Source organism: Micromonospora inaquosa, from assembly GCF_003857055.1.
GTDB classification, from domain to species: Bacteria; Actinomycetota; Actinomycetes; order Mycobacteriales; family Micromonosporaceae; genus Micromonospora; species Micromonospora inaquosa.
In genome coordinates this window covers 1-19,854 of the sequence record NZ_QGSZ01000323.1, presented here as the reverse complement: position 1 = coordinate 19,854, position 19,854 = coordinate 1, and the positions used below count along the sequence as shown (strand labels likewise).

The window sequence follows — 19,854 nt, the reverse complement described above, 5'->3', positions numbered from 1 at the left end:
TCGTGGTGCTGACCGACTTCGACCCGCGCATCCACGCCGACATCCGCTACGCCACGCCGCACAACTTCGTCGGCAGGCCGATCGCCGGCTACCGCGAGCCGCTGTGCCTGCTCACCCGGCAGGCGGCCGAGGCGTTGCGCCGCGTACAGGACGCGGCGCTGGCCGGTGGGCACAGCCTCAAGGTGTACGACTGCTACCGCCCGCAACCGGCGGTGGACGACTTCGTCGCCTGGTCGAAGCGCCCCGGTGAGCAGCAGACCAAGGCCGAGTTCTACCCGGACCTGGCCAAGAGCCGGCTCTTCGCCGACGGTTACATCGGGGCGCCCACCGCGCACAGTCGCGGCAGCACCCTGGACCTGACCCTGGTCGACGAACCCGCCGCCAGCCAACCTCCGTACCGGGTCGGGCAACCGCTGGTCGCCTGCACCGCGCCGAGCGGGCAGCGCTTCGCCGACAACAGCATCGACATGGGTACGGGCTTCGACTGTTTCGACCCCCGGGCGCACACCGCCGACCCCCGCATCACCGCAACGGCGCGGGACAATCGTCAGTTGTTGCGGCGGCTGATGACCGACGCCGGGTTCGTCAACTACGACCGTGAGTGGTGGCACTACAGCCTGCGCGACGAGCCGTACCCGGACACCTTCTTCGTCGCCCCGGTCGCCCGCTCCTCGGTCGGCTGACCTGCGGCGCGGCGGCCCGGCCCGACGGCCGCCGACGCCATCCGGCATGATCGTTTCAATGACCACCGAACGGATCGGCCCCCCGGTTACCGGCGACGAGCGGGAGACGCTGCGCGCGTTCCTCGACTTCCACCGCGCCACGCTGGCCCTCAAGTGCGAGGGACTCTCCGACGAGGACCTGCGCCGGCAGTCGATGCCACCCTCCGCCCTGTCCCTGCTCGGCCTGGTGCGACACATGGCCGAGGTGGAGCGCGCCTGGTTCCGGCGGGTCATCGACGGCGAGGACATCCCACTGGTCTGGTCGGAGACCGGCGACTTCCAGCAGGCGTACGACGCCAGCTCGGCCACCCGGGCCGAGGCGTTCGAGGCCTGGGAGCGTGAGGTCGCGCACGCCCGCCGGATCGAGCGGGCCGCCGCGTCGCTCGACGTGACCGGTCGCAACGCCCGCTCCGGCGAGACCGTGTCACTGCGGCTGGTGATGCTGCACCTGATCCACGAGTACGCCCGACACAACGGCCACGCCGATTTTCTCCGCGAGGGCATCGACGGCGCCGTCGGCGTCTAGCCCGGGGTCAGGTCCAGTAGAGGATTCGGCAGGCTGGTACGCGGGCGGTCAGCTCGGTGGTGAACCAGTTGCGCAGCTCGGCCATCTGCTCGCGCGGGTAGACGTACTTCACCGCGCCGAACCTGCCGTGCTTGCGGGCGCGGGACTCCTCGTCCATCTCCAGCCGGGTGCGGGGGTACCAGTCGAGCAGCACTTCTTTGCTGCCCGGCGTGAACCGGTGGGTGATCAGCTCGGCGGTCAGGTCCAGGCCCGGCACCCCGTCGACCGCCGCGCGGACCTGGTCGAGCAGTTCGCCGTAGCGCTCCCGCCAGTCCGGCAGCGCGATGATCGGCGCGATGGTCAGCCCGACCGGGTAGCCGTCGAGGGCGAGCCGGCGCAGCGCGGCCAGCCGGTCCGGCACCCGGGCCGTGCCACCCTCGAACCGTTCGCTGACCGGCGCGCAGTTGACGCTGAATCGGACCTGGGTGCGGCCGGCGTGCGGCAGCCCGACGAAGGTGTCCACGTCGGCGTACTTGGTGGTCCAGCGCAACTGCACCGGGGCGTCCCAGTCGGCGAAGTGCTGCACCGCGCGCCGCCAGCTGCCGGTCAGGTGCTCCAGGGCGAGCGGGTCGGTGTAGCAGGACGCCTCGAAGGTGGTGCCCTCGTCGGCGCGCCGTGCGTTGCGGCTGGTCACCGTTCCGCGCCCGGCGTACCCGCTCAGCCCGGCGAGGATGTCGTCGAGGTCCGCGTACACCCGGGTCACCGGTGGCCCGGACAGTGATCCGGCGAGATAGCAGTACTGGCAGTGCGCCGGGCAGCCCTCGGCCAGGTCGACCCGCCAGTCGGCGCTGGGCGCGATGGGTTGCAGGACGCGCCGGGCGGGTGGGCTCACCACGATCGCCATGGTCGACTTGGCCCGGGCGTAGGTCTCCCGGTCGGTCTGCCCGCGTACCCCGGTGAGCCGGTTGGCGCGCAGCTGCTCGACCTCGATGCCGAGCGCCCGCACCCGCTCGACGATCCGTTGGCCGTGCGGGTGGTCGAGCGCGGCCGGGGTGGCCACCACCCGGCGCGGGGTCCAGCGGCGCGCGGGCCGGGCCGGCGGCGCGAGGCCGGCCAGGTCGCGGGTCGGTACCCGCTCGCCGCTGGCGTCGTGCGGTGCGGCGGGCACGTCCACGGCGAGCGGCTGGTCGACGTCGACGGCGTCCGGGCTGGTCATCCGGCCGGCGTACCCGTTGCCGTAGGAATCCCACCCGATCGGATGATCGGCGATTGACGCGATCAGGTCAAAGGAATAACCTTTCGTCTATCTGTAAACCTTGTGAACAGATTACGTCGACGCGGCGGCGCGCGTCCCGACCGAAGGGACGATCAGGTGATCGCAGAACTCTCCTCCCGTACCAGACGGATCTTGTCGTTGTTGGTCGCCCTGGTCGTCGCGGTGACCGCCGGTCTCGCGGTCAACGCCTCGCGTCTCGCCCAGGCCGCGCCGACGTTCAAGGTGCTGGCCTTCTACAACGGCACCTGGGACGCCGCGCACATCGACTTCGTCAAGGACGCCCGAGCCTGGTTCCCGCAGGCCGCCGCCCAGCACGGCTTCTCCTGGGAGGCCACCAACAACTGGGGCCTGCTGAACACCGCCAACCTGGCCCAGTACAAGGTCGTCATGTTCCTGGACGACGCGCCGCCCACCGCGCAGCGGGCCGCGTTCCAGCAGTACATGCAGAACGGCGGGGCGTGGCTGGGCTTCCACGTCAGCGCGTGGACCGACAACCCGTCGAGCTGGAGCTGGTACTACAACACCTTCCTCGGCACCGGCTCGTTCCAGACGAACACCTGGGGACCCACCCGGGTCACCATGCGCGCCGACAACCGCACCCACGCCGCCACCCGCAACCTCCCGGCGACCTTCCCATCGTCGATCAGCGAGTGGTACTCCTGGAGCAACGACCTGCGGCAGAACCCCAACATCGACATCCTGGCCTCGGTCGACCCGTCCAGCTTCCCGGTCGGCACCGACCCCAACCAGTCCTGGTACGGCGGTTACTACCCGCTGGTCTGGAGCAACCGGCAGTACAAGATGCTCTACGCCAACTTCGGCCACAACGCGATGAACTACAGCACCAACACCGGGCTGTCCTCCACCTTCGACAGCGCACAGCAGAACCAACTGCTGATCGACGGGCTGCACTGGCTGGCCGGCGTCGGCACCGTCCCCCCGACCACGCCCCCACCGTCCGACGGCACGATCTCGCCGACCGCCTGGCACACAGTGGTCAACCGGGGCAACGGCAAGTGCGTGGACGCGCGGGCCGCGGCCAGCGCGAACGGCACCGCCATCCAGCAGTACGCCTGCAACGGCAGCGCCGCCCAGCAGTACCAGTTCGTGCCGACCAGCGGCGGGTACCTGCGGGTCAACAACCGCAACAACAGCGCCCAGGTGCTCGACGTGAAGGACCGGTCGACCGCCGACTCGGCGCCCATCCAGCTCTGGTCCTACAGCGGCGGCAACAACCAGCAGTGGCGGGCCGAGCCCGAGGGAGGCGGCTACTACCGCCTGGTCAACCGCAACAGCGGCAAGTGCCTCGACGTGCCGGGAGCGTCCACGGCCGACAGCGTCCAGCTCATCCAGTACAGCTGCAACGGCACCGCGGCGCAGTCCTTCCGGCTGGTGCCGCAGTCATAGCTCCACCGCCACATCCGCGCCGGGGTGAGCCGCGACCCGCCCCGGCGCGGTGCTGACGGCGCGAGCAGGTCTCCGCCATGCCGGCCAGTCCGCCGGAGACCAGCCCGACCTCCGATGCCCTGGTTAATCGGTTGCTCGCTCAGATGAGGGCTGATGAGCTACCCGAAACCACCACCAGCCTGCGGGAGTAGTAATGCGAGCTGCGTCGATGTCCGGCCAGAAGGGACCTGTCACCTACCTGAAGGACACGACGCTTCGTGAAGACCCTCAATCTCGGCATCCTGGCGCACGTCGACGCCGGTAAGACCAGCCTGACCGAGCGACTGCTGTACGCCGTCGGCGTGACCGACCGGCTCGGCAGCGTCGACGCCGGCAGCACCCGCACCGACTCCCTGGCACTGGAGCGGCAACGCGGGATCACCATCCGCTCGGCCGTCGTCTCCTTCGTGCTGGACGACGTGACCGTCAACCTGATCGACACGCCCGGTCACCCGGACTTCATCGCCGAGGTCGAGCGGGTGCTCGGCGTCCTCGACGGTGCGGTGATGGTGATCTCCGCGGTCGAGGGCGTCCAGCCGCAGACCCGGGTGCTGATGCGTACGCTGCGTCGGCTGCGCATCCCCACGTTGATCTTTGTGAACAAGGTCGACCGGGCGGGGGCGGACCCCGAACGGGTGGTGCGGGCAGTCGCGGAGAAGCTGACCGCGTCCGTGGTGGCCATGGGGTCGGTCGCGCGGCCCGGCACACGGGATGCCCACTGCGCGCCGTACGGTCCCGTCGACGTCGGCTTCACCGACCAGCTGCTCGACCTGCTCGCCGGTCAGGACGACGCGCTGCTCGCCGACTGGGTGGCGGACCCCGCGACGCTGCCGTACCCACGGCTGCGCCGGGCGCTGGCCGAGCGGACCCGGCGGGCGCAGGTCCAGCCGGTGTTCGCCGGCTCGGCCATCACCGGCGTCGGAGTGGACGCGCTGATCGCCGGGATCACCGAACTGCTGCCCACGGCCCAGGGCGACGCCGAGGCTCCGGTCTCCGGCACCGTGTTCGCCATCGAGCGCGGCCCTGCGGGGGAGAAGATCGCACTGGTCCGGCTCTTCGCCGGCACCATCCGGGTTCGGGACCGGATCCGGGTCGGTGCGACCGGCGCCTCGGTGGTCACCGCGGTACGCGTCGTCGCCGACGGGGCCGACGTCGCGGCGTCATCGGTCGGCGCGGGTCACATCGCGCGACTGTGGGGCCTCACCCGGGCGCGGATCGGTGACCCGGTCGGCGTACCCCCGGAGCGTGCCGGCGCGGATCGCCAGTTCGCGCCGCCCACCCTGGAGACCGTCGTGGTCCCGGCCCGTGCCGCGGACCGGGTCACGATGCACGCCGCCCTGAGCCAGCTCGCCGAACAGGATCCGCTGATCAACCTCCGGCAGGACGACCGGCAGCACGAGATCAGCGTCTCGCTCTACGGCGAGGTGCAGAAGGAGGTCATCCAGGCCACCCTGGCCGACGACTTCGGGGTGGCGGTGACCTTCCGGGAAACCACCACGGTGCACGTGGAGCGGGTCTGCGGCGTGGGCGAGGCGGTCGAGGTGATCGCCGTGGCGCAAAACCCGTTCCTGGCAACCGTCGGGCTGCGGGTGGCCCCGGCGCCGGTCGGCATGGGCGTGAGCTTCCAGCTCGGCGTCGAACTGGGCTCGATGCCACCGGCGTTCTTCGCCGCCGTCGAGGAGACCGTGCACCGGACGCTGCGCCAAGGGCTGTACGGCTGGCAGATCCCCGACTGCGAGGTGACGATGACCCGCGCCGGCTACTGGGCCCGGCAGAGCCACTCCCATGGCACCTTCGACAAGAGCATGTCCAGCACCGCAGGGGACTTCCGCAATCTCACCCCGCTGGTGCTGATGACCGCGCTCACCCGGGCCGGCACCCGGGTACACGAGCCGGTGCACCGGTTCCGGCTGGAGGTGCCGGGCGACGTCCTCGGCACTCTGCTGCCGGCGCTCGCCCGGCTCGACGCGGTGCCGACCGACACCACCGGGCAGGGCACCTCGTACCTGGTGGAGGGGGAGATCCCGGCGGGTCGGGTGCACGCGCTGGAGCGCCGCCTGCCGTCGCTGACCCGGGGCGAGGGCGTGCTCGAAACCGCATTCGACAGGTACCTGCCGGTGCGGGGCCCGGCACCCACCCGGGCACGCTGGGACCACAACCCGCTGGACCGCAAGGACTACCTGCTGGCGGTGGCCCGCAGGGTCGTCGGCGGCCGATAGCCGGCGCGGCCGGGCCGTGCGATATCCATTGCGGAGCCGGCCCGGCCCGCCTAGCGTCATCGGCGCAAGGGCCGGCGCCCGGGTGGTGGGGCGCAAGGTCAATAGACAGATTCCGGGGAGTACGCCGTGTCGCAGTGCAATCGCACCGAAGCCACCTGGCTGACGCCAGGCGTGTGTGCCGCATTGCCCTCCGGCGTGCGGTACCGGAGTCTCGGCCGGCCCGGTCACGGGCGGCGCCACCTCTGACGCCAGCGCGTCAGGCGCCGCCGCCGCCCACCCCCTGAGGTTCGGGCGGCCTTTTCGTATCCGACGAGCTTGCGCACCCGGCTGTCCGGCGTGCGATCACGTCCGGTCACCGCTCGACGGTGACACCGGCACGACACAAGGAGACCACGATGGGATTCACCCCCCTGGCCGGTACCCGGGCACCGGTCCGGGTCTGGACCGACCCGTACGCCATCGAGCCGCAGGCGGCCAAGCAGCTGCGCAACATCGGCGCGCTGCCCTGGGTGCAGGGTGTCGCCGTCATGCCCGATGTGCACTTCGGCAAGGGCGCCACCGTCGGTTCGGTGATCGCGATGCGGCAGGCCGTCTCGCCGGCCGCGGTCGGCGTTGACATCGGCTGTGGGATGTCGGCGGTGCGCACCTCGCTGACCGCCGCCGACCTGCCGGACGACCTGGCCGGGCTGCGCTCCGCGATCGAGGCCACCATCCCGGTCGGCTTCGCCCAGCGCAAGGACTCGGTCGACCCGCGTCGGATCCGGGGCCTGGAGCAGGCCGGGTGGGACGACTTCTGGGGCCGGTTCGCCGGCCTGGACCGGCGGGTGGCGCAGCTGGAGACGCGGGCGCAGCGGCAGATCGGCACCCTCGGCGGGGGCAACCACTTCATCGAGGTCTGCCTGGAGCAGGGCGGCGCCGACGAGGGGCGGGTCTGGCTGATGCTGCACTCCGGGTCCCGCAACATCGGCAAGGAGTTGGCCGAGCGGCACATCGCGGTGGCCCGGGGGCTGCCGCACAACGTCGACCTTCCGGACCGGGACCTGGCCGTGTTCCTCGTCGGGACGCCGGAGATGGACGCGTACCGGCGGGATCTGTTCTGGGCGCAGGAGTACGCGCGGCGCAACCGGGCGGTCATGCTGGCGCTGCTCTGCGGTGTGGTGCGGGAGCACTTCCCGCAGGTGGGCTACGACGAGCCCATCAGCTGTCATCACAACTACGTCGCCGAGGAGAGCTACGACGGGGTGGACGTGCTGGTCACCCGCAAGGGCGCGATCCGGGCCGGCCGGGGTGACCTGGGCATCATCCCCGGGTCGATGGGCACCGGGTCGTACATCGTGCGGGGGCGGGGAAACCCGGACGCGTACTGCTCGGCGTCGCACGGGGCGGGGCGTCGGATGTCGCGGGCGCAGGCCAAGCGGACGTTCAGCACGGACGACCTGGCCACCCAGACCGCCGGGGTGGAGTGCCGCAAGGACGCCGGGGTGGTCGACGAGATCCCCGGCGCGTACAAGGACATCACCGAGGTGATGGCCCAGCAGGAGGACCTGGTCGAGGTGGTCGCGCACCTCAAGCAGGTGGTCTGCGTGAAGGGCTGAGACGCCGCGCGGGCCGGATCACCGGCCCGCGCGGCACCACCTCAGAAACCGACGAAGACCCGGCGCAGGTCGTCGAGGGTCACCGAACCGGTCGCCTCCACCCCTTCGGGGGTGTGCTCGCGGCCCAGCCGTCCGGTGGCCAGCCGCAGCCAGGCCTCGGCCGGGGCCACCAGCTCACCGTCGGGGCGCTCCGGCGCGTCCACGACGTCGACCTTCTCGCCCAGCCGCAGCCCGAACGTCCGCTCGGGCGCGTGCAGCCGGACCAGCACTGTGGCCTCCCGCCCGGCCAGCTCCTGCGGTCGGCTGGTCCAGGCCAGCATGCCGCCGATCTGGTCGAGCAGCAGCGGCACCGCCCCCGGCGTCACCGCCGCGAACGGGTTGAACGCCACCTCGGCGTCCCACTGGTGCAGGGCGAACTCGCTGAGCCGGAACCGGGCCGCGGTGGCCACGTCGACCGGCTCCGGCAGGAAACCGAGGTCGATCCGCATCGAGGCCCGCGTCTCGGCGTCCAGCGCCTCGTACGCCTCGACCAGCCGCTCGTTGGTGGCGAGGAACCCGGCGGCGTGCTCGGCCGGGGACATCGCGTCCCAGCGCGCCCAGACGCCCCGGTTGAAGTCCCCGTCGGGGCCGGGCGCGCCGGTGCGGGCGGCGTCCAGCGTCGCCAGGTTGATCTCGGCGCCGCTGCCCAGGTGGCTCAGCACCTGGGAGACCTGCCACTCGCTGGCTCCCGAGGGCCGGAGCAGGTCGTCTTCCTTGAGGTCCCGGACGAGCGCGGCGAGCTCCTCGTGGCCCGCGCGCAATGCTGTGATGATCTGGTCAGCAGGGGTCGACATGGATCTCCTCAAAACGGATTTTCGACGATGGTCGGGACGTTACCGGACGTGGCCGCCGGCCGGCCCACCCCAGGGTCGGGGCGCTCCGGCCGGCGGCCACGTCGGTCAGCTCAGCCCATGTGCACTGTGTTGCCGGTCGGGATGTCCTCCTTGCGGACCTTCACCAGGACCAGGGTGGCCAGCCCGGCGAGCACGATCAGCGCCGCGCCCCAGGCGAAGGCCACCCGGTAGCCGTGCACCAGCGCCTCGACCTGGTTGACCGGGTTCGGCGCCCGGCCGACCAGGTAGGCGGCGACCGCACTGGTGTAGAAGGTGTTCAGCAGCGCGGTGCCGAGCGAGCCACCGATCTGCTGGGTGGCGTTGAGTGTCGCGCTGGCCGCGCCGGCGTCGTGCTCCGGCACCCCGACCAGGGCGAGACTGGACAGCGGCACGAAGGTGAAGCCCAGCCCCAGGCCCAGGACCACCTGCGCGGGCAGGAGGTGGGTGAGGAACGGGGTGTCCACGTCGATCTGGGTCAGCACCAGCATGCCCACGGCGGCGAGCGCCGCACCGGCGACCATCAGCGGCTTCGCACCCAACCGGGGCATCAGCTGGCTGGCGCCACCCGCGGCGATCAGCACACCGACGGTGACCGGCAGGGACGCGAGGCCGGCTTCCAGGGGCTTGTACTGCAGCACCACCTGGAAGTAGAAGGTCAGGAAGAGGAACGCCCCGAACAGGCCCGCGCCGATCAGCGTCGAGGTGAGGAACGCCCCGCCCCGGTTGCGGTCCAGCAGGATCCGCAGCGGCAGCAGCGGGTGGCTGGAGCGCAGCTCGATCACCACGAAGGCGGCGAGCAGCACCACACCGGCGGCGATGAAACCGAGCGTCGCGGTGGCGTCCCAGCCGTCCTCGGCGGCCTTGGTGAAGCCGTACACCAGGGAGACCAGGCCGGCGGTCACCACGATCGCACCGGGTACGTCGTAACGGGTGTTGCCGTGGGCCCGGCTCTCCGGCACCAGCGGGAGCGCGAAGGCGATGGCGATGGCCGCGACCGGAATGTTGACCAGCAGGCACCAGCGCCAGTCGGCGTACTCGGTGAGCACCCCGCCGAGCAGCAGGCCGACGGCCGATCCACCGCCGGCGATCGCGCCGTACACCGCGAAGGCCTTGGCCCGTTCGGTGGTCTCGGTGAAGAGGACGGTCAGCAGCGCCAGCGCGGCCGGGGCGAGCAGCGCACCGAAGGCGCCCTGCAACGCGCGGGCGGCGAAGAGCATCTCACCGGTGGTGGCCAGACCGCCCAGGGCGGAGGCGAGCGCGAAACCGGTCATGCCGACGATGAAGGTGCGCTTGCGCCCCCAGTAGTCGGCGATGCGACCGCCGAGCAGCAGCAGACCGCCGAAGGCCAGCGTGTAGGCGGTGATCACCCACTGCCGGTTCGCGTCGGTGATCCCCAGGTCGGCCTGGGCCTGCGGCAGCGCGATGTTCACGATCGTGGCGTCCAGGACGACCATCAGTTGTGAGACCGCGATGACCGCCAGCGCGATCCAGCGCCGCGGATGCGGTGCGCCTGTCGACGCCCCGGCGTTGGGCGCGCCGGGCGCGGTCGAGGTGGTTCCGGGCATGGTGAAGCCTTCCGTGTTGCGAAAATTCGGTGAATCAGGCCGCTGACGGACGGTCGTGCTGATACCGGAGCACCGGGATCAGCACCTCGTCGACGACCTGGGTGAGGAATGCGTCATCGGCGGGTAGGCCGTGCGCGATGATGCGGGACATGGTGAGCGCGGGCGCCAGATCGTGGAACATCTCCCGCTCGCCGGCCTCCGGCGGGATCTCCCCGCGGGCGGCGGCGCGGACCAGGATGGCGGTGCTGGCCACCCGCCCGGCCGGCAGCACCTGGTGACGCACCAGGCGTTCCAACTCGGGATTGGTCCGCATGGCGAAGGTCAACGCCTGCATCAGGTCGCAGTCGGCCGTGCAGATCGCGGCCGTGGCCCGCAGCAACTCGATCAGGTCCCCGCGCAGGGAACCGGTGTCGGGCGGGTTGTGCACACCCACGTGCCGGTCGCGCAGGGCGGCGACGACCAGCTCCGCCTTGCCGTCCCAGCGCCGGTAGATGGTGGCCTTGCTGACGTGGGCGCGGGCGGCGACGGCGTCGATGGTCATTCGGTCGTAACCGACCTCGCGCAGGGTGTCGATGACGACGGTGAACAGGTCGCTGTCGGTGCAGCGCGGAACCCGGGCGGCCGGCACCCCGGCACCCGCGCCCACCTGCTGACCACCCAGCACCCCGACCCCCCGCGAAACGATGTCGTACCGACCCTAGTTCGCGGTTCGCTGATCGTGCAGGCTTTCGTGAGTTGCCTCGCACTCAGACGACGAAACGATGGCGTTTCGGGACGAGGTCCGCCGGGTGCCGGTCAGCTGACGGTGGTGTTGCTGGCCCAGATGGGTCTCGCATCGCTGTCGCGGTAGAGGACCAGGTTGCCGTCCTCCTGGAGCCAGAGACTGGCCGCGCCGTGACCGCCGGTCTGGGTCGACCAGGCGATCGTGCCGTTGGCGCGATAGAGGGTCAGGTTCCCGTCGGGGCCGTTGACCAGCCGCACGCCGTCGCGGGTGTTGCTGGACCAGAGCGCGGTGGCGGAGCTGCGCCGATAGAGCACCAGGTTGCCGTCGTCTTGCAACCACAGCTCGAAACGGCCATCAAGGGAGCGCAGCTTCGCCCACCTGCGGAGGGTTTGCCCGGTACGCAGATCGGCCGGCGCGGCGTCCGAGAGTTGGACCGACAAATCGCTGAAGATCGGCTCTTTCGGGGTGAAGTCTCTCGTCACCACCCCGAAGTTGCACTCCGGATTGGTCGGATCGGTGCAGGCGTCCCGGTACGAGTAAAGGAACAGCGGCCCGGTGTAGCTGAGGGTGCGCCACATGTACACGCCCTGGACCAGGTGATCCCGGAGGGTTTCCCGGCTCAGGCCGGTCGCCCCGGACGTGGGGTAGCCGAACTCGGTGCCCCAGATCTTCTTCGCCCCGTCACCGTGGTTGACCATGACCGAGCGCAGGTAGGCGAGCTCACCACAGGGCGGGTTCTCCCCGGGTGGGCCGAAGAGGTTCCACCAGCGGTTGACGCATTCCGGCGCGGCCGGGCCCAGCCCGGAGTTCCACGCCGGGTAGGGGTGCAGCGCCACCGCGTCGAAGTACGGGCCGTACCCGTTGCGGTAGGCCCAGTCCAGCCAGAGCGCCGACTCGTTCGGGTTGCCGGTGCTGGTGACCGGAGTGCCGCTCGCCGAGCCGCCAGCGAGGACCACGCAGTCCGCGCACTCAGCGTGGATCTGAGGGTGTGCGAGCCGGACCAGCTCCCAGTAGCGGGTCTTCCGGTCGGTGGCGTAGTTGCCGAAGCCCTCATAGCTGCCGGAACGCCCGTTGTTCGGCTCGTTCCAGACCTCGTAGGCGTGCACCCGGCCGGCGAAGTGCCGCACGGTGGCGCTGACGATCGCGGTCCAGTCGGCGTCGTCGGTGGGGAACCACTTGTCGGTGCTGTTTCCGCCGTTGGCCCAGGGCGGTGCGTAGGCGAGCACCATCAGCACCCGGATGCCCCGGGCGCGGGCGGCGTCCACGACCGGGTCGAGCCGGTCCCAGCGCAACGCACAGGTGGGGCACTGTTGCACGTACCACCAGTCGAGGTCGATGCGGACCATCGGTGAGCGGCCCGGGAGGTAGGCCACCATGTCGTCCAGCCGGCGGGTCAGATCGGTGTCGATCAGGCTGCTGCCCTCGGCGAAGCCGACGTCGAACGGGCCGTACGTGGTCGCCGCCGGCGACGTGGCCGGCAGCCGCCCGGCGCTGCCTGCCGGTGTGACCAGGCCCGCCAGCACGAGCAGGGCGAGCACGGCGGTCGACAGCCAGCGGATCGACCGTCGAGTCTGGTCCGGCGAGGCGTCACTTGAGCTGGTCACCATGCGAGATCCCCGTTTCGTGGCCCGATGGCAGGTCGGTGCCGTGTGGACGGCCGTGCCGGCAAGTATCGCCCACATGATCGAATCCGACCGACCCGGGAACCGGTCACCCACGGCCAGGCTGCCGCAATCGGAACCCGGTGGTCAGTCGCTGGCGGTGAGGACCACCGGCACGGCCATCGTGTTGATCCGCGCGCCGTCCAGGGCGGACACCTCGTACACCTCGACCGTGCCCCGCTGTTCGCCGACCGTGCGCCAGCCGACCACCACCCGGTAGCCACCCCGGCAGCCGCTGCCGCAACTGGCGGTGCCGAAACCGGTGGCCACCTCCCGGCCGGCGGCGTCGAGCACCCGGACGCTCACCGTGGCCTCGAACACGGTGGCGGTGCCGGTGACGACGAGCGGGGCGGAGACGCGCTCGCCGGGGATCGGGCCGGTGACCACGATCGGTGGCAGCAGATCCGCGTAGTCCGACCGGTCGACAGGGGCCGCGTCGTCGAGGCGGACCTGCCGCACGGTGGGGAACTGGGTGAGCGTCCACACCACCTGCGCGTCGCGCAGCCGTCGCGTGACCGGGTCGCCGACGGACGGCACCCGGAGCGTCGCCACGCCGTCGGCGATGCGGGTGACCTCGACGCTGGCCGGAAGCAGGGTGGTCATCCCGGTGGCGGCCTCGGCCCGGTTCGGCCCGGTGGCCAGTTCGGTCAGCGCCAGCCGGGACGTCGCGACAGTGGCCGGCCGGGTGCGTCGGGTCGGCACCAGCAGCCCGGCGCGGACGTACCACAGCTCGATGGTCACCGGGTCCGGCCGGCGCGTGGGGGAGGGCGCCGTCGCCGACGGACGCGGTGATCGGCCGGTGGGTGGTGGTGGCGTCGGCTCCGTGGCCAGGGTCGGGAGAGGGCCGGGTCGGTCGGTGGGTGCGGCGCTCGTCGGCGGCGCGGTGGGCGCCGGCCCCAGGTCACCGGAGCGGGACGTGCCGCAGCCGCCGAGCAGGAGCGCCGCGACGAGCACCGGTACGCCCAGCCCGACCGGGCCGCGGCGGCTCATCCCACACCGCCAGCCGGGCCGGCGGCACGACCGACCGGACCCCGCTCCGAACGCGGCACGTCACCGGGCGGGCCGGCGGGACCGGCAGCGGGCAGCTCCAGCCGGAACCGGGTGCCCTCGCCCGGTGCGCTGCGCACGCCCAGCGTGCCGCCGAGCAGATCGGTGTGCTCCCGGGCGATGGCCAGCCCGAGCCCACTGCCCGGCGTGGAGCGGGACGCGTCGACCTGGTGGAACCGGTCGAACACGTGGGGCAGATGCTCGGCCGGGATGCCGGGCCCCCGGTCGGTGACCTCGAAGACGACCAGGGGGCCCGCGCGCGCCACGCTGGCGGTGATCTCTCCACCGCCGTGCTCGACCGCGTTGGCGACCAGATTGGCCAGCACGCGCTCCAGCCGACGCGGGTCGGTGCGCAACGCGACCGGGTCACCGGTGACCCGCACCCACGCCGACCAGCCGCGTGTCGCGACGATGCCGCGCAGCAGCGCCAACGCGTCGACCGGCCCGACGGCCAACTGCTCCCGCCCGGTGTCCAACCGGGAGATCTCCATCAGGTCCTCGACCAGCCGGCGCAGCCGGACCACGTCGCCGACCAGCAGCCGGGCGGACGGCTGGGCGGCGGCGGGCAACTGGTCGAGGTGCTCGCGCAGCAGCGACGCCGCGGCCACCAGGGCGGTCACCGGGGTACGCAACTCGTGCGCGACGTCGGCGGTGAACCGCCGCTCGCGGGCCTGCGCGGCCGACAGTGCCGCGATTTTCGACTCCAGCGCCTCGGCCATCTCGTTGAATGTCGACGCCCAGACGCTGAACTCGTCGCGCCCGCGTACCGGCAGGCGGGTGGCGAGCAGACCCTCGGTGAGCGCTCGGGCGGCCCGGCTGGCCCGGCCCACCGGCTCCAACGTGCGGCGGGCCAGCGCGTGACCCACGGCGGCGGCGAGCAACACCACGAGCACCCAGCCGGCCACCAGCGCGGTACGCAGCTGACCCAGGTCGGTGGCGACGTCGTCCTCCACGGTGAGGACGTACAGCTCGGCGGTCGAGCCGGGAATGCGCCCGCCGACGACCAGCAGTCGGGGGCGCTCCGCCGGCGCGGAGCGCTGGTAGCCGAGCCGCCCGTCCGCGACGACGGCCCGCAACCGGGTGCCCAGCACCGGGGCGTACGCGGGGTGCGAGGCACGGGTCGAGCCGTCGACGAGCACGATGTGCCGGCCGCTGGCCTCGAAGCTGGTGAGCAGTTCGGTGCTGCGCTGCTCGGTCAGCGGCAGGAACTGCCCAGCGAGCACGAGTTGGTAGCGGGCGTCGGCGGCGGCCTCGTGCAGCGACGCGTCCAACCAGGACTGTCGTAGCAGCAGCCCCGTACCGCCGGCGAGCAGCCCGGCCGAGACGCCGGCGACCAGGACGAACGCGATCGTCAGCCGGAGCCGCAGGCGGCCTGGGAGCACCCGGCGTCCGGCCATCGCCGCCCTCCCCGTCAGCCCGTCGACAGTTTGTAGCCGGCGCCGCGCACGGTCCGGATCAGCCGTGGCTGCGCCGGATCGTCCTCGATCTTGGCGCGTAGCCGCTGCACGGCCACGTCGACCAGTCGGGAGTCGCCGAGGAACTCGTGGTTCCAGACCAGGTCCAGCAGCAGCTCCCGGGTGAAGACCTGGCCGGGCCGGCGGGCCAGCTCCAGGAGCAGGCGAAACTCGGTGGAGGTCAGCGTCACCTCCCGGCCGTGCTGGCGGACCACGAAGGCTCCCGGGTCGATCTCCAGCCCGTCGACCTCGATGACCGTCGACGGGGCCGGCACGTTCACCCGGCGCAGCACCGAGCGGACCCGGGCCACCAGCTCGGGCAGGTCGAAGGGCTTGCGCAGGTAGTCGTCCGCGCCGCACTCCAGCCCGACCACCACGTCGATGGTGTCGGTGCGCGCGGTCAGCATCAGGATCGGTACCTGACTGCTGCGCCGGATCTCCCGGCAGACCTCCAGACCGTCCAGCCCCGGCAGCATGATGTCGAGCACGATCAGGTCGACCGGGTGCGCGCGGAACGCGGCCAGGGCCTGCCGGCCGTCGATCGCGGTGTCGACCCGGAAGCCGGCACGGCGCAGACCGAGGGCGGTGACCTCCCGGATCGAGAAGTCGTCCTCGACCACCAGCACGCGGCCCTCCATCATCCGAGGGTAGACCCGCTGCGACCGTACGTAGTCCTGGCGAAACGGTCGGCATCGGTGGCCCGGCTGGCCCCCCGCCGGGCCGTCCAACCGCTACGGTCAGGTGCCTTCGGCACCCCTGAATCAGTTCACTCGAAAGGGCACGACGTGCAACGTCATGGCTGCGTGATCCGACTCCGCCCCGAGCAGCGGGAGAACTACCTGCGGCTACACGCCGAGGTTTGGCCGAGCGTCGAGAAGACGCTGCGCGAGGCGAACTTCCGCAACTACACCATCTTTCTCCACGACGACCTGCTCTTCGGCTACTACGAGTACGTCGGTGACGACTACGAGGCCGATCAGCGTCTGATCGCCGCGGACCCGCAGACGCAGGAGTGGTGGAAGCTGACCGATCCGTGTCAGGAGTCGATCGCCGAACCCGGTTCGGGGGACTGGTGGGCCCCGATGCGGGAGGTCTGGCACCTGGCTGACGAGGCCTAGCCTCCAGGGCCGGCTCGCGGCGTCGATCATGGAGGTGTGGTGCGCGGTCTGAATGGTCTCTGGTTGCTTTGTCGCCCACCACAACTCCATGATCGACGAGGCGAGGGGTTTGCCGGCTCGTTCCGTCGGAGGGTCGCCGCCCGACGAGGTGTTTTACTTGACACCTAAACCTTCTTGGCAGAGCATCGACATAATTCGATGATCCCGTCCCGGGAGGACACTCATGCGCAAAGCCGCCGATCGGATCGCCGCGGGTCTCGCCGCCGCACTGATCACCACGCTGACCGTGACACTGCCGGCGACGCCCGTGGCTGCCGGCGAGCCGTTCCAGAGCCCCGACAAGGGCCTGGTCTTCTATTCGAGCTACCCCACCGAAGTGGTCGGCAGGCAGGCCACGCCCGACGGCGTCTGCCGTCCGGTCCCGGCCGAGGCGACCTGGATACTCCCGTGGAGCGGCGGCTTCGGCAGCGTCTCCGGCTACCAGACCCCCGACTGCGGCGGTCCGGGATACGAGCTCAACAACTTCCACAGCTGGAACGAGGGGCGCTACCTCAGCTACCGGGCCGGTTGACGGGTCGTCCGTCCGCACCATCCGTCCCTGCTGTCGGCGCTCACTCTCCGGTGTAGCTGACGGTCCCTACGATGCGAGTGTCGGGTCTGGATACCGGTGCTCCGGTGGGGCAATCGGATCACCACGGCATCGCGGGGGGCCACAGTGACCGACCGGGAAAGCGGGGGCGACGACAGGCGCGAGCGCGGGACGACACCGCAGCGCCGCACCACCGCGGGGGTGGCTGTCACGCTCGTGCTGTTGGCGGTTCCGCTACTACCGATCATGTGCCTGTCGGGCCTGGCAATTCTCTTGGCGCTGGTTCCGTCCGAGCCTTGCCGACCGCCATTCCCCTTGTCTGGGTGAATTCTTCTAGCGCTCCTGATCCGGGTCCGGGCGCCGACAGCGACGGTGTGGTAGCCGTCGGCCGCCGGTCGCTCGGCCACCCGCCTCACCCGGCGGATGGCCAAGCTGATCCGCGGCTCCGATCACCACTGGTGGGCGACGTCGAGCACCACCCGGTTGTGGCTGCCGGGGCCGGCGAGCACGAGCACCCGGAACGGCAACCGCGCCCGTACGCCGACGGCGAAGGTGCTGTAGCCCTCGAAGCTGCCGCCGAAGACCACGTCGCGTAGCGTCGGGTAGCGCAGCAGGTTGGTCACGTGCTCGCCGACCGCGTAGGGCACGGTGCCCAGGTGGTCGTCGTCGTACGCCGGGGCCCGCAGCGAGACCCGCAGCAGCGCGCCGCCGGCGGTGTACGGCGACAGCGCCAGCCCTTCGCCCTCGGTCCACGTCTCGCCGTAGCCGATCGCGTAACCGTCGACCGGGCCGGCGAACTCGAACACCACCCGGTCGTAGCAGTCGTGCCGGCCGGTCCGTACGTCGACCAGCGGGCCGTCGCTCAGCGCGCCGGCCGACTTCTCCGCGCTGCCCCAGGTGATCCCGCAGTACGCCGCCGCGCTGGTGCTGCCCGCGGCGGTGCTGCTGCCGGCGCCGGCGACCAGCCCGGCGAGGACGACCGCCAAGGCGGTCAGTGCGCTCCTGATCCTCATTGTGGTTTCTCCCGTTCGGTGTCGGGGTCACGTCGTGGCGGCGCTGCCGGTGACCCTCTGCCGCCACCGTCGTCCTGCCCCGCCACAGGCGCTTCGCTGTGGCGTAACCGCTGGGTAACAGCCGCCGGTCTCGCCGGTATGACTCTTCCGCTATGCCGGGCATCGATCGCCATCGCCTTAACATTCATCTGCTTCGATGAACCGGTGGCCGCTGGTCGCCGGACGACCGCAGGGGAGTGCGTGATGCTTCGACGACAACTGAGACGTGCGGCGCTGGCCATGCTGGTGGCGATCCTGGCGGCGGCCGGGACGCAGCTCGCCACCGGTGCGCCGGCCGCCGCCGTACGGACCGTCTACTACGACGCGAGCCGGACCGGTGAGTTCCGCACCAACTTCGACCAGGCGGCGCAGATCTGGAACAGCCGGGTCAGCACCGTCCGACTCCTGGCCGGCACTCCGGCCAGCATCACCATCTACGTCGACGATGGCTGGCCCCGGGCGCAGCCGACCGGGCTCGGCTCCGGCCGGATCTGGATGGGCCGCACGGCCGTCAACCAGGGCTACGACCGCAATCGCATCGCCGCCCACGAACTCGGCCACATCCTGGGTCTGCCGGACCGGCGCACCGGCCTCTGCTCCGACCTGATGTCCGGCAGCAGCGCCCCGGTCTCCTGCCGCAACGCGAACCCCAGCGCGGCCGAGGCGAGCCGGGTGAACTCGCTGTTCGCCGGAACCCTCGCCGCGCCGACCAGCACGACGTACACCTGGAACGGCGACTCGGACATCGCACCGATGGTGGTCGGCGGCCGGCCGGCAAGCGAGAGCTACCCGTTCATGGTGTACGTCTCCGGCTGCACCGGCACCCTGATCAAGGCCAACTGGGCGGTTACCGCGAAGCACTGCTCCACGCCGTCCTCGGTGCGGGTGGGCAGCATCAACCGCTCCAGCGGCGGGACCGTCGTGCGGGTGACCCGTGCGGTCAACCACCCGAGCGTCGACGTCAAGCTGCTGCAACTGGCCAGCTCGGTGACGTACGCGCCGGCCCCGATCCCGAGCACCTCCGGCGCGGTCGGCACCGCCACCCGGATCATCGGCTGGGGCCAGACGTGTGCCCCGCGAGGCTGCGGGTCGGCCCCGACGGTCGCCAACGAACTGGACACGTCCATCGTGGCCGACAGCAGGTGCTCCGGCATCAACGGCCCGTACGAGATCTGCACCAACAACACCAACGGCAATTCCGGCGCCTGTTACGGCGACTCGGGTGGGCCGCAGGTGCGCCGGGTCAACGGAGTGTGGAACCTGATCGGCGCGACGAGTCGAGCCGGCAACAACAACTCCACCTGCGCCACCGGCCCGTCCATCTATGTGGACCTGCCGTCGATCCGATCGTGGATCTCCACTCAGGTCGGCGGTCTGCCCGTCTGACCAGCTGGGACACCGTGGGCGAGGGAGCGCGCCGGACGCGCCCCCGCCCCGGTGTGCCGGTGTCCCCACGCGATCCCACGATGCGATACGGTGCGTGGCATATCGGCACACCGGAGGTGGCTTCATGCCTACCGTCGTCGTCCTCGCGCTGACCCTCGCCCTCGCTCCGGCGCCATCCCCGTCGGCCACCTCGAATCCGCTCGGCGACATCATCGGTGGCGTCGGCCAGATCGTCGACGACCTGCTCGGCGGCGACCCGCCCAGTGCCGCACCGACGCCGAGCGTCACCCCGACGCTGAGCGTCGTCCCGACCGGTGCGCCCACCCCGAGTCGTTCGCCGGTTGTTGCCGACCAGCCCAGCCCGGTGGCGTCCACCGCGATTCCCGTGCCCGCCGGCTCGGCGGGCGATGTCCCGGCACCCGCCGTCCCCGATCGCCGCACCGATGGCGAGAGCACCGGCACCCGCGAGGCCGCCGTGCCTCGGCGTGACGGCGACACCGCCGAGCCGACTGCCCTGCCAACGCTCGCCAGCCCCACCCGCGACGCCTGGCCACCCGCGTCGTACCTGTTGGTCGTGGGGCTCCTCGTGCTGCTGGCACTGCTGCTCCTGCGCCGCCGGGCCC

General features: G+C 71.4%; 17 protein-coding genes and 1 pseudogene. 9 read left to right on the top strand and 9 right to left on the bottom strand.

The window, feature by feature from the left end; translation table 11 throughout:
- Both DLJ59_RS29400 and DLJ59_RS29395 read left to right on the top strand, forming a co-directional pair.
- Nucleotides 1-683 (top strand): M15 family metallopeptidase (locus DLJ59_RS29400; RefSeq protein ID WP_124776631.1); only part of this gene is annotated, 683 nt, incomplete at its 5' end.
- Between the two features lie 58 nt (nt 684-741).
- Nucleotides 742-1,248 carry a DinB family protein gene (locus DLJ59_RS29395; protein WP_124776629.1) on the top strand — a complete coding sequence of 169 codons (507 nt, stop codon included), beginning with the start codon at nt 742-744 and terminating at the stop codon, nt 1,246-1,248.
- A 7-nt stretch (nt 1,249-1,255) separates the two neighbouring features.
- On the opposite strand, the gene DLJ59_RS29390 is transcribed toward DLJ59_RS29395, so the two are convergent.
- On the bottom strand, nt 1,256-2,443 hold the full coding sequence (locus DLJ59_RS29390; RefSeq protein ID WP_208648877.1) for a spore photoproduct lyase family protein: 1,188 nt from the start codon (nt 2,441-2,443) through the stop codon (nt 1,256-1,258).
- Between the two features lie 156 nt (nt 2,444-2,599).
- Here DLJ59_RS29390 and DLJ59_RS29385 point away from each other — a divergent pair, with 156 nt between their 5' ends.
- From DLJ59_RS29385 to DLJ59_RS29375, 3 genes are all read left to right on the top strand, one after another.
- A complete protein-coding gene (locus tag DLJ59_RS29385; RefSeq protein ID WP_244236293.1) occupies nt 2,600-3,910 on the top strand; it encodes an RICIN domain-containing protein in 1,311 nt (436 codons plus the stop codon).
- Nucleotides 3,911-4,167: 257 nt separating this feature from the next.
- On the top strand, nt 4,168-6,168 hold the full coding sequence (locus tag DLJ59_RS29380) for an elongation factor G (protein ID WP_124776627.1): 2,001 nt from the start codon (nt 4,168-4,170) through the stop codon (nt 6,166-6,168).
- 395 nt (nt 6,169-6,563) lie between these two features.
- Nucleotides 6,564-7,763, top strand: a complete 1,200-nt coding sequence (locus DLJ59_RS29375; protein ID WP_124776625.1) for an RtcB family protein — start codon at nt 6,564-6,566, stop codon at nt 7,761-7,763.
- A 41-nt stretch (nt 7,764-7,804) separates the two neighbouring features.
- On the opposite strand, the gene DLJ59_RS29370 is transcribed toward DLJ59_RS29375, so the two are convergent.
- From DLJ59_RS29370 to DLJ59_RS29340, 7 genes are all read right to left on the bottom strand, one after another.
- Nucleotides 7,805-8,596, bottom strand: coding sequence for a maleylpyruvate isomerase family mycothiol-dependent enzyme (locus DLJ59_RS29370; protein ID WP_124776623.1), 792 nt, complete (start codon nt 8,594-8,596; stop codon nt 7,805-7,807).
- A gap of 110 nt (nt 8,597-8,706) precedes the next feature.
- Nucleotides 8,707-10,200, bottom strand: a complete 1,494-nt coding sequence (locus DLJ59_RS29365; RefSeq protein ID WP_124776621.1) for a DHA2 family efflux MFS transporter permease subunit — start codon at nt 10,198-10,200, stop codon at nt 8,707-8,709.
- Between the two features lie 34 nt (nt 10,201-10,234).
- Nucleotides 10,235-10,864, bottom strand: a complete 630-nt coding sequence (locus DLJ59_RS29360) for a TetR/AcrR family transcriptional regulator (RefSeq protein ID WP_124776619.1) — start codon at nt 10,862-10,864, stop codon at nt 10,235-10,237.
- A 131-nt stretch (nt 10,865-10,995) separates the two neighbouring features.
- Nucleotides 10,996-12,531 carry a hypothetical protein gene (locus DLJ59_RS29355; protein WP_124776617.1) on the bottom strand — a complete coding sequence of 512 codons (1,536 nt, stop codon included), beginning with the start codon at nt 12,529-12,531 and terminating at the stop codon, nt 10,996-10,998.
- Nucleotides 12,532-12,672: 141 nt separating this feature from the next.
- The gene (locus DLJ59_RS29350) at nt 12,673-13,575 is read right to left on the bottom strand and encodes a Gmad2 immunoglobulin-like domain-containing protein (protein WP_124776615.1); all 903 of its coding nucleotides are present in this window, start codon (nt 13,573-13,575) and stop codon (nt 12,673-12,675) included.
- Complete coding sequence (locus DLJ59_RS29345; protein ID WP_124776613.1) at nt 13,572-15,029, bottom strand: sensor histidine kinase; 1,458 nt, start codon at nt 15,027-15,029, stop codon at nt 13,572-13,574. The genes DLJ59_RS29350 and DLJ59_RS29345 overlap by 4 nt, the downstream gene beginning before the upstream one ends.
- A 14-nt stretch (nt 15,030-15,043) precedes the next feature.
- Nucleotides 15,044-15,724, bottom strand: coding sequence for a response regulator transcription factor (locus DLJ59_RS29340; protein ID WP_124776611.1), 681 nt, complete (start codon nt 15,722-15,724; stop codon nt 15,044-15,046).
- A 165-nt stretch (nt 15,725-15,889) separates the two neighbouring features.
- On the opposite strand from DLJ59_RS29340, the gene DLJ59_RS29335 reads away from it, so the two are divergent.
- Together DLJ59_RS29335 and DLJ59_RS29330 are read left to right on the top strand one after the other, a co-directional pair.
- A complete protein-coding gene (locus DLJ59_RS29335) occupies nt 15,890-16,204 on the top strand; it encodes an L-rhamnose mutarotase (protein WP_244236292.1) in 315 nt (104 codons plus the stop codon).
- A gap of 223 nt (nt 16,205-16,427) precedes the next feature.
- Nucleotides 16,428-16,775, top strand: coding sequence for a hypothetical protein (locus DLJ59_RS29330; RefSeq protein WP_124776607.1), 348 nt, complete (start codon nt 16,428-16,430; stop codon nt 16,773-16,775).
- A 467-nt stretch (nt 16,776-17,242) separates the two neighbouring features.
- Here the strand turns inward: DLJ59_RS29330 and DLJ59_RS29325 are convergent, their stop codons facing one another.
- A complete protein-coding gene (locus tag DLJ59_RS29325; RefSeq protein WP_124776605.1) occupies nt 17,243-17,806 on the bottom strand; it encodes an AMIN-like domain-containing (lipo)protein in 564 nt (187 codons plus the stop codon).
- A gap of 138 nt (nt 17,807-17,944) precedes the next feature.
- Between DLJ59_RS29325 and DLJ59_RS29320 the strand changes: the two genes are divergently transcribed.
- Together DLJ59_RS29320 and DLJ59_RS29315 are read left to right on the top strand one after the other, a co-directional pair.
- Nucleotides 17,945-19,231, top strand: coding sequence for a snapalysin family zinc-dependent metalloprotease (locus DLJ59_RS29320; RefSeq protein ID WP_425271470.1), 1,287 nt, complete (start codon nt 17,945-17,947; stop codon nt 19,229-19,231).
- Nucleotides 19,232-19,355: 124 nt separating this feature from the next.
- Nucleotides 19,356-19,854 (top strand): annotated as a pseudogene (locus DLJ59_RS29315) (hypothetical protein); the annotation flags it as partial.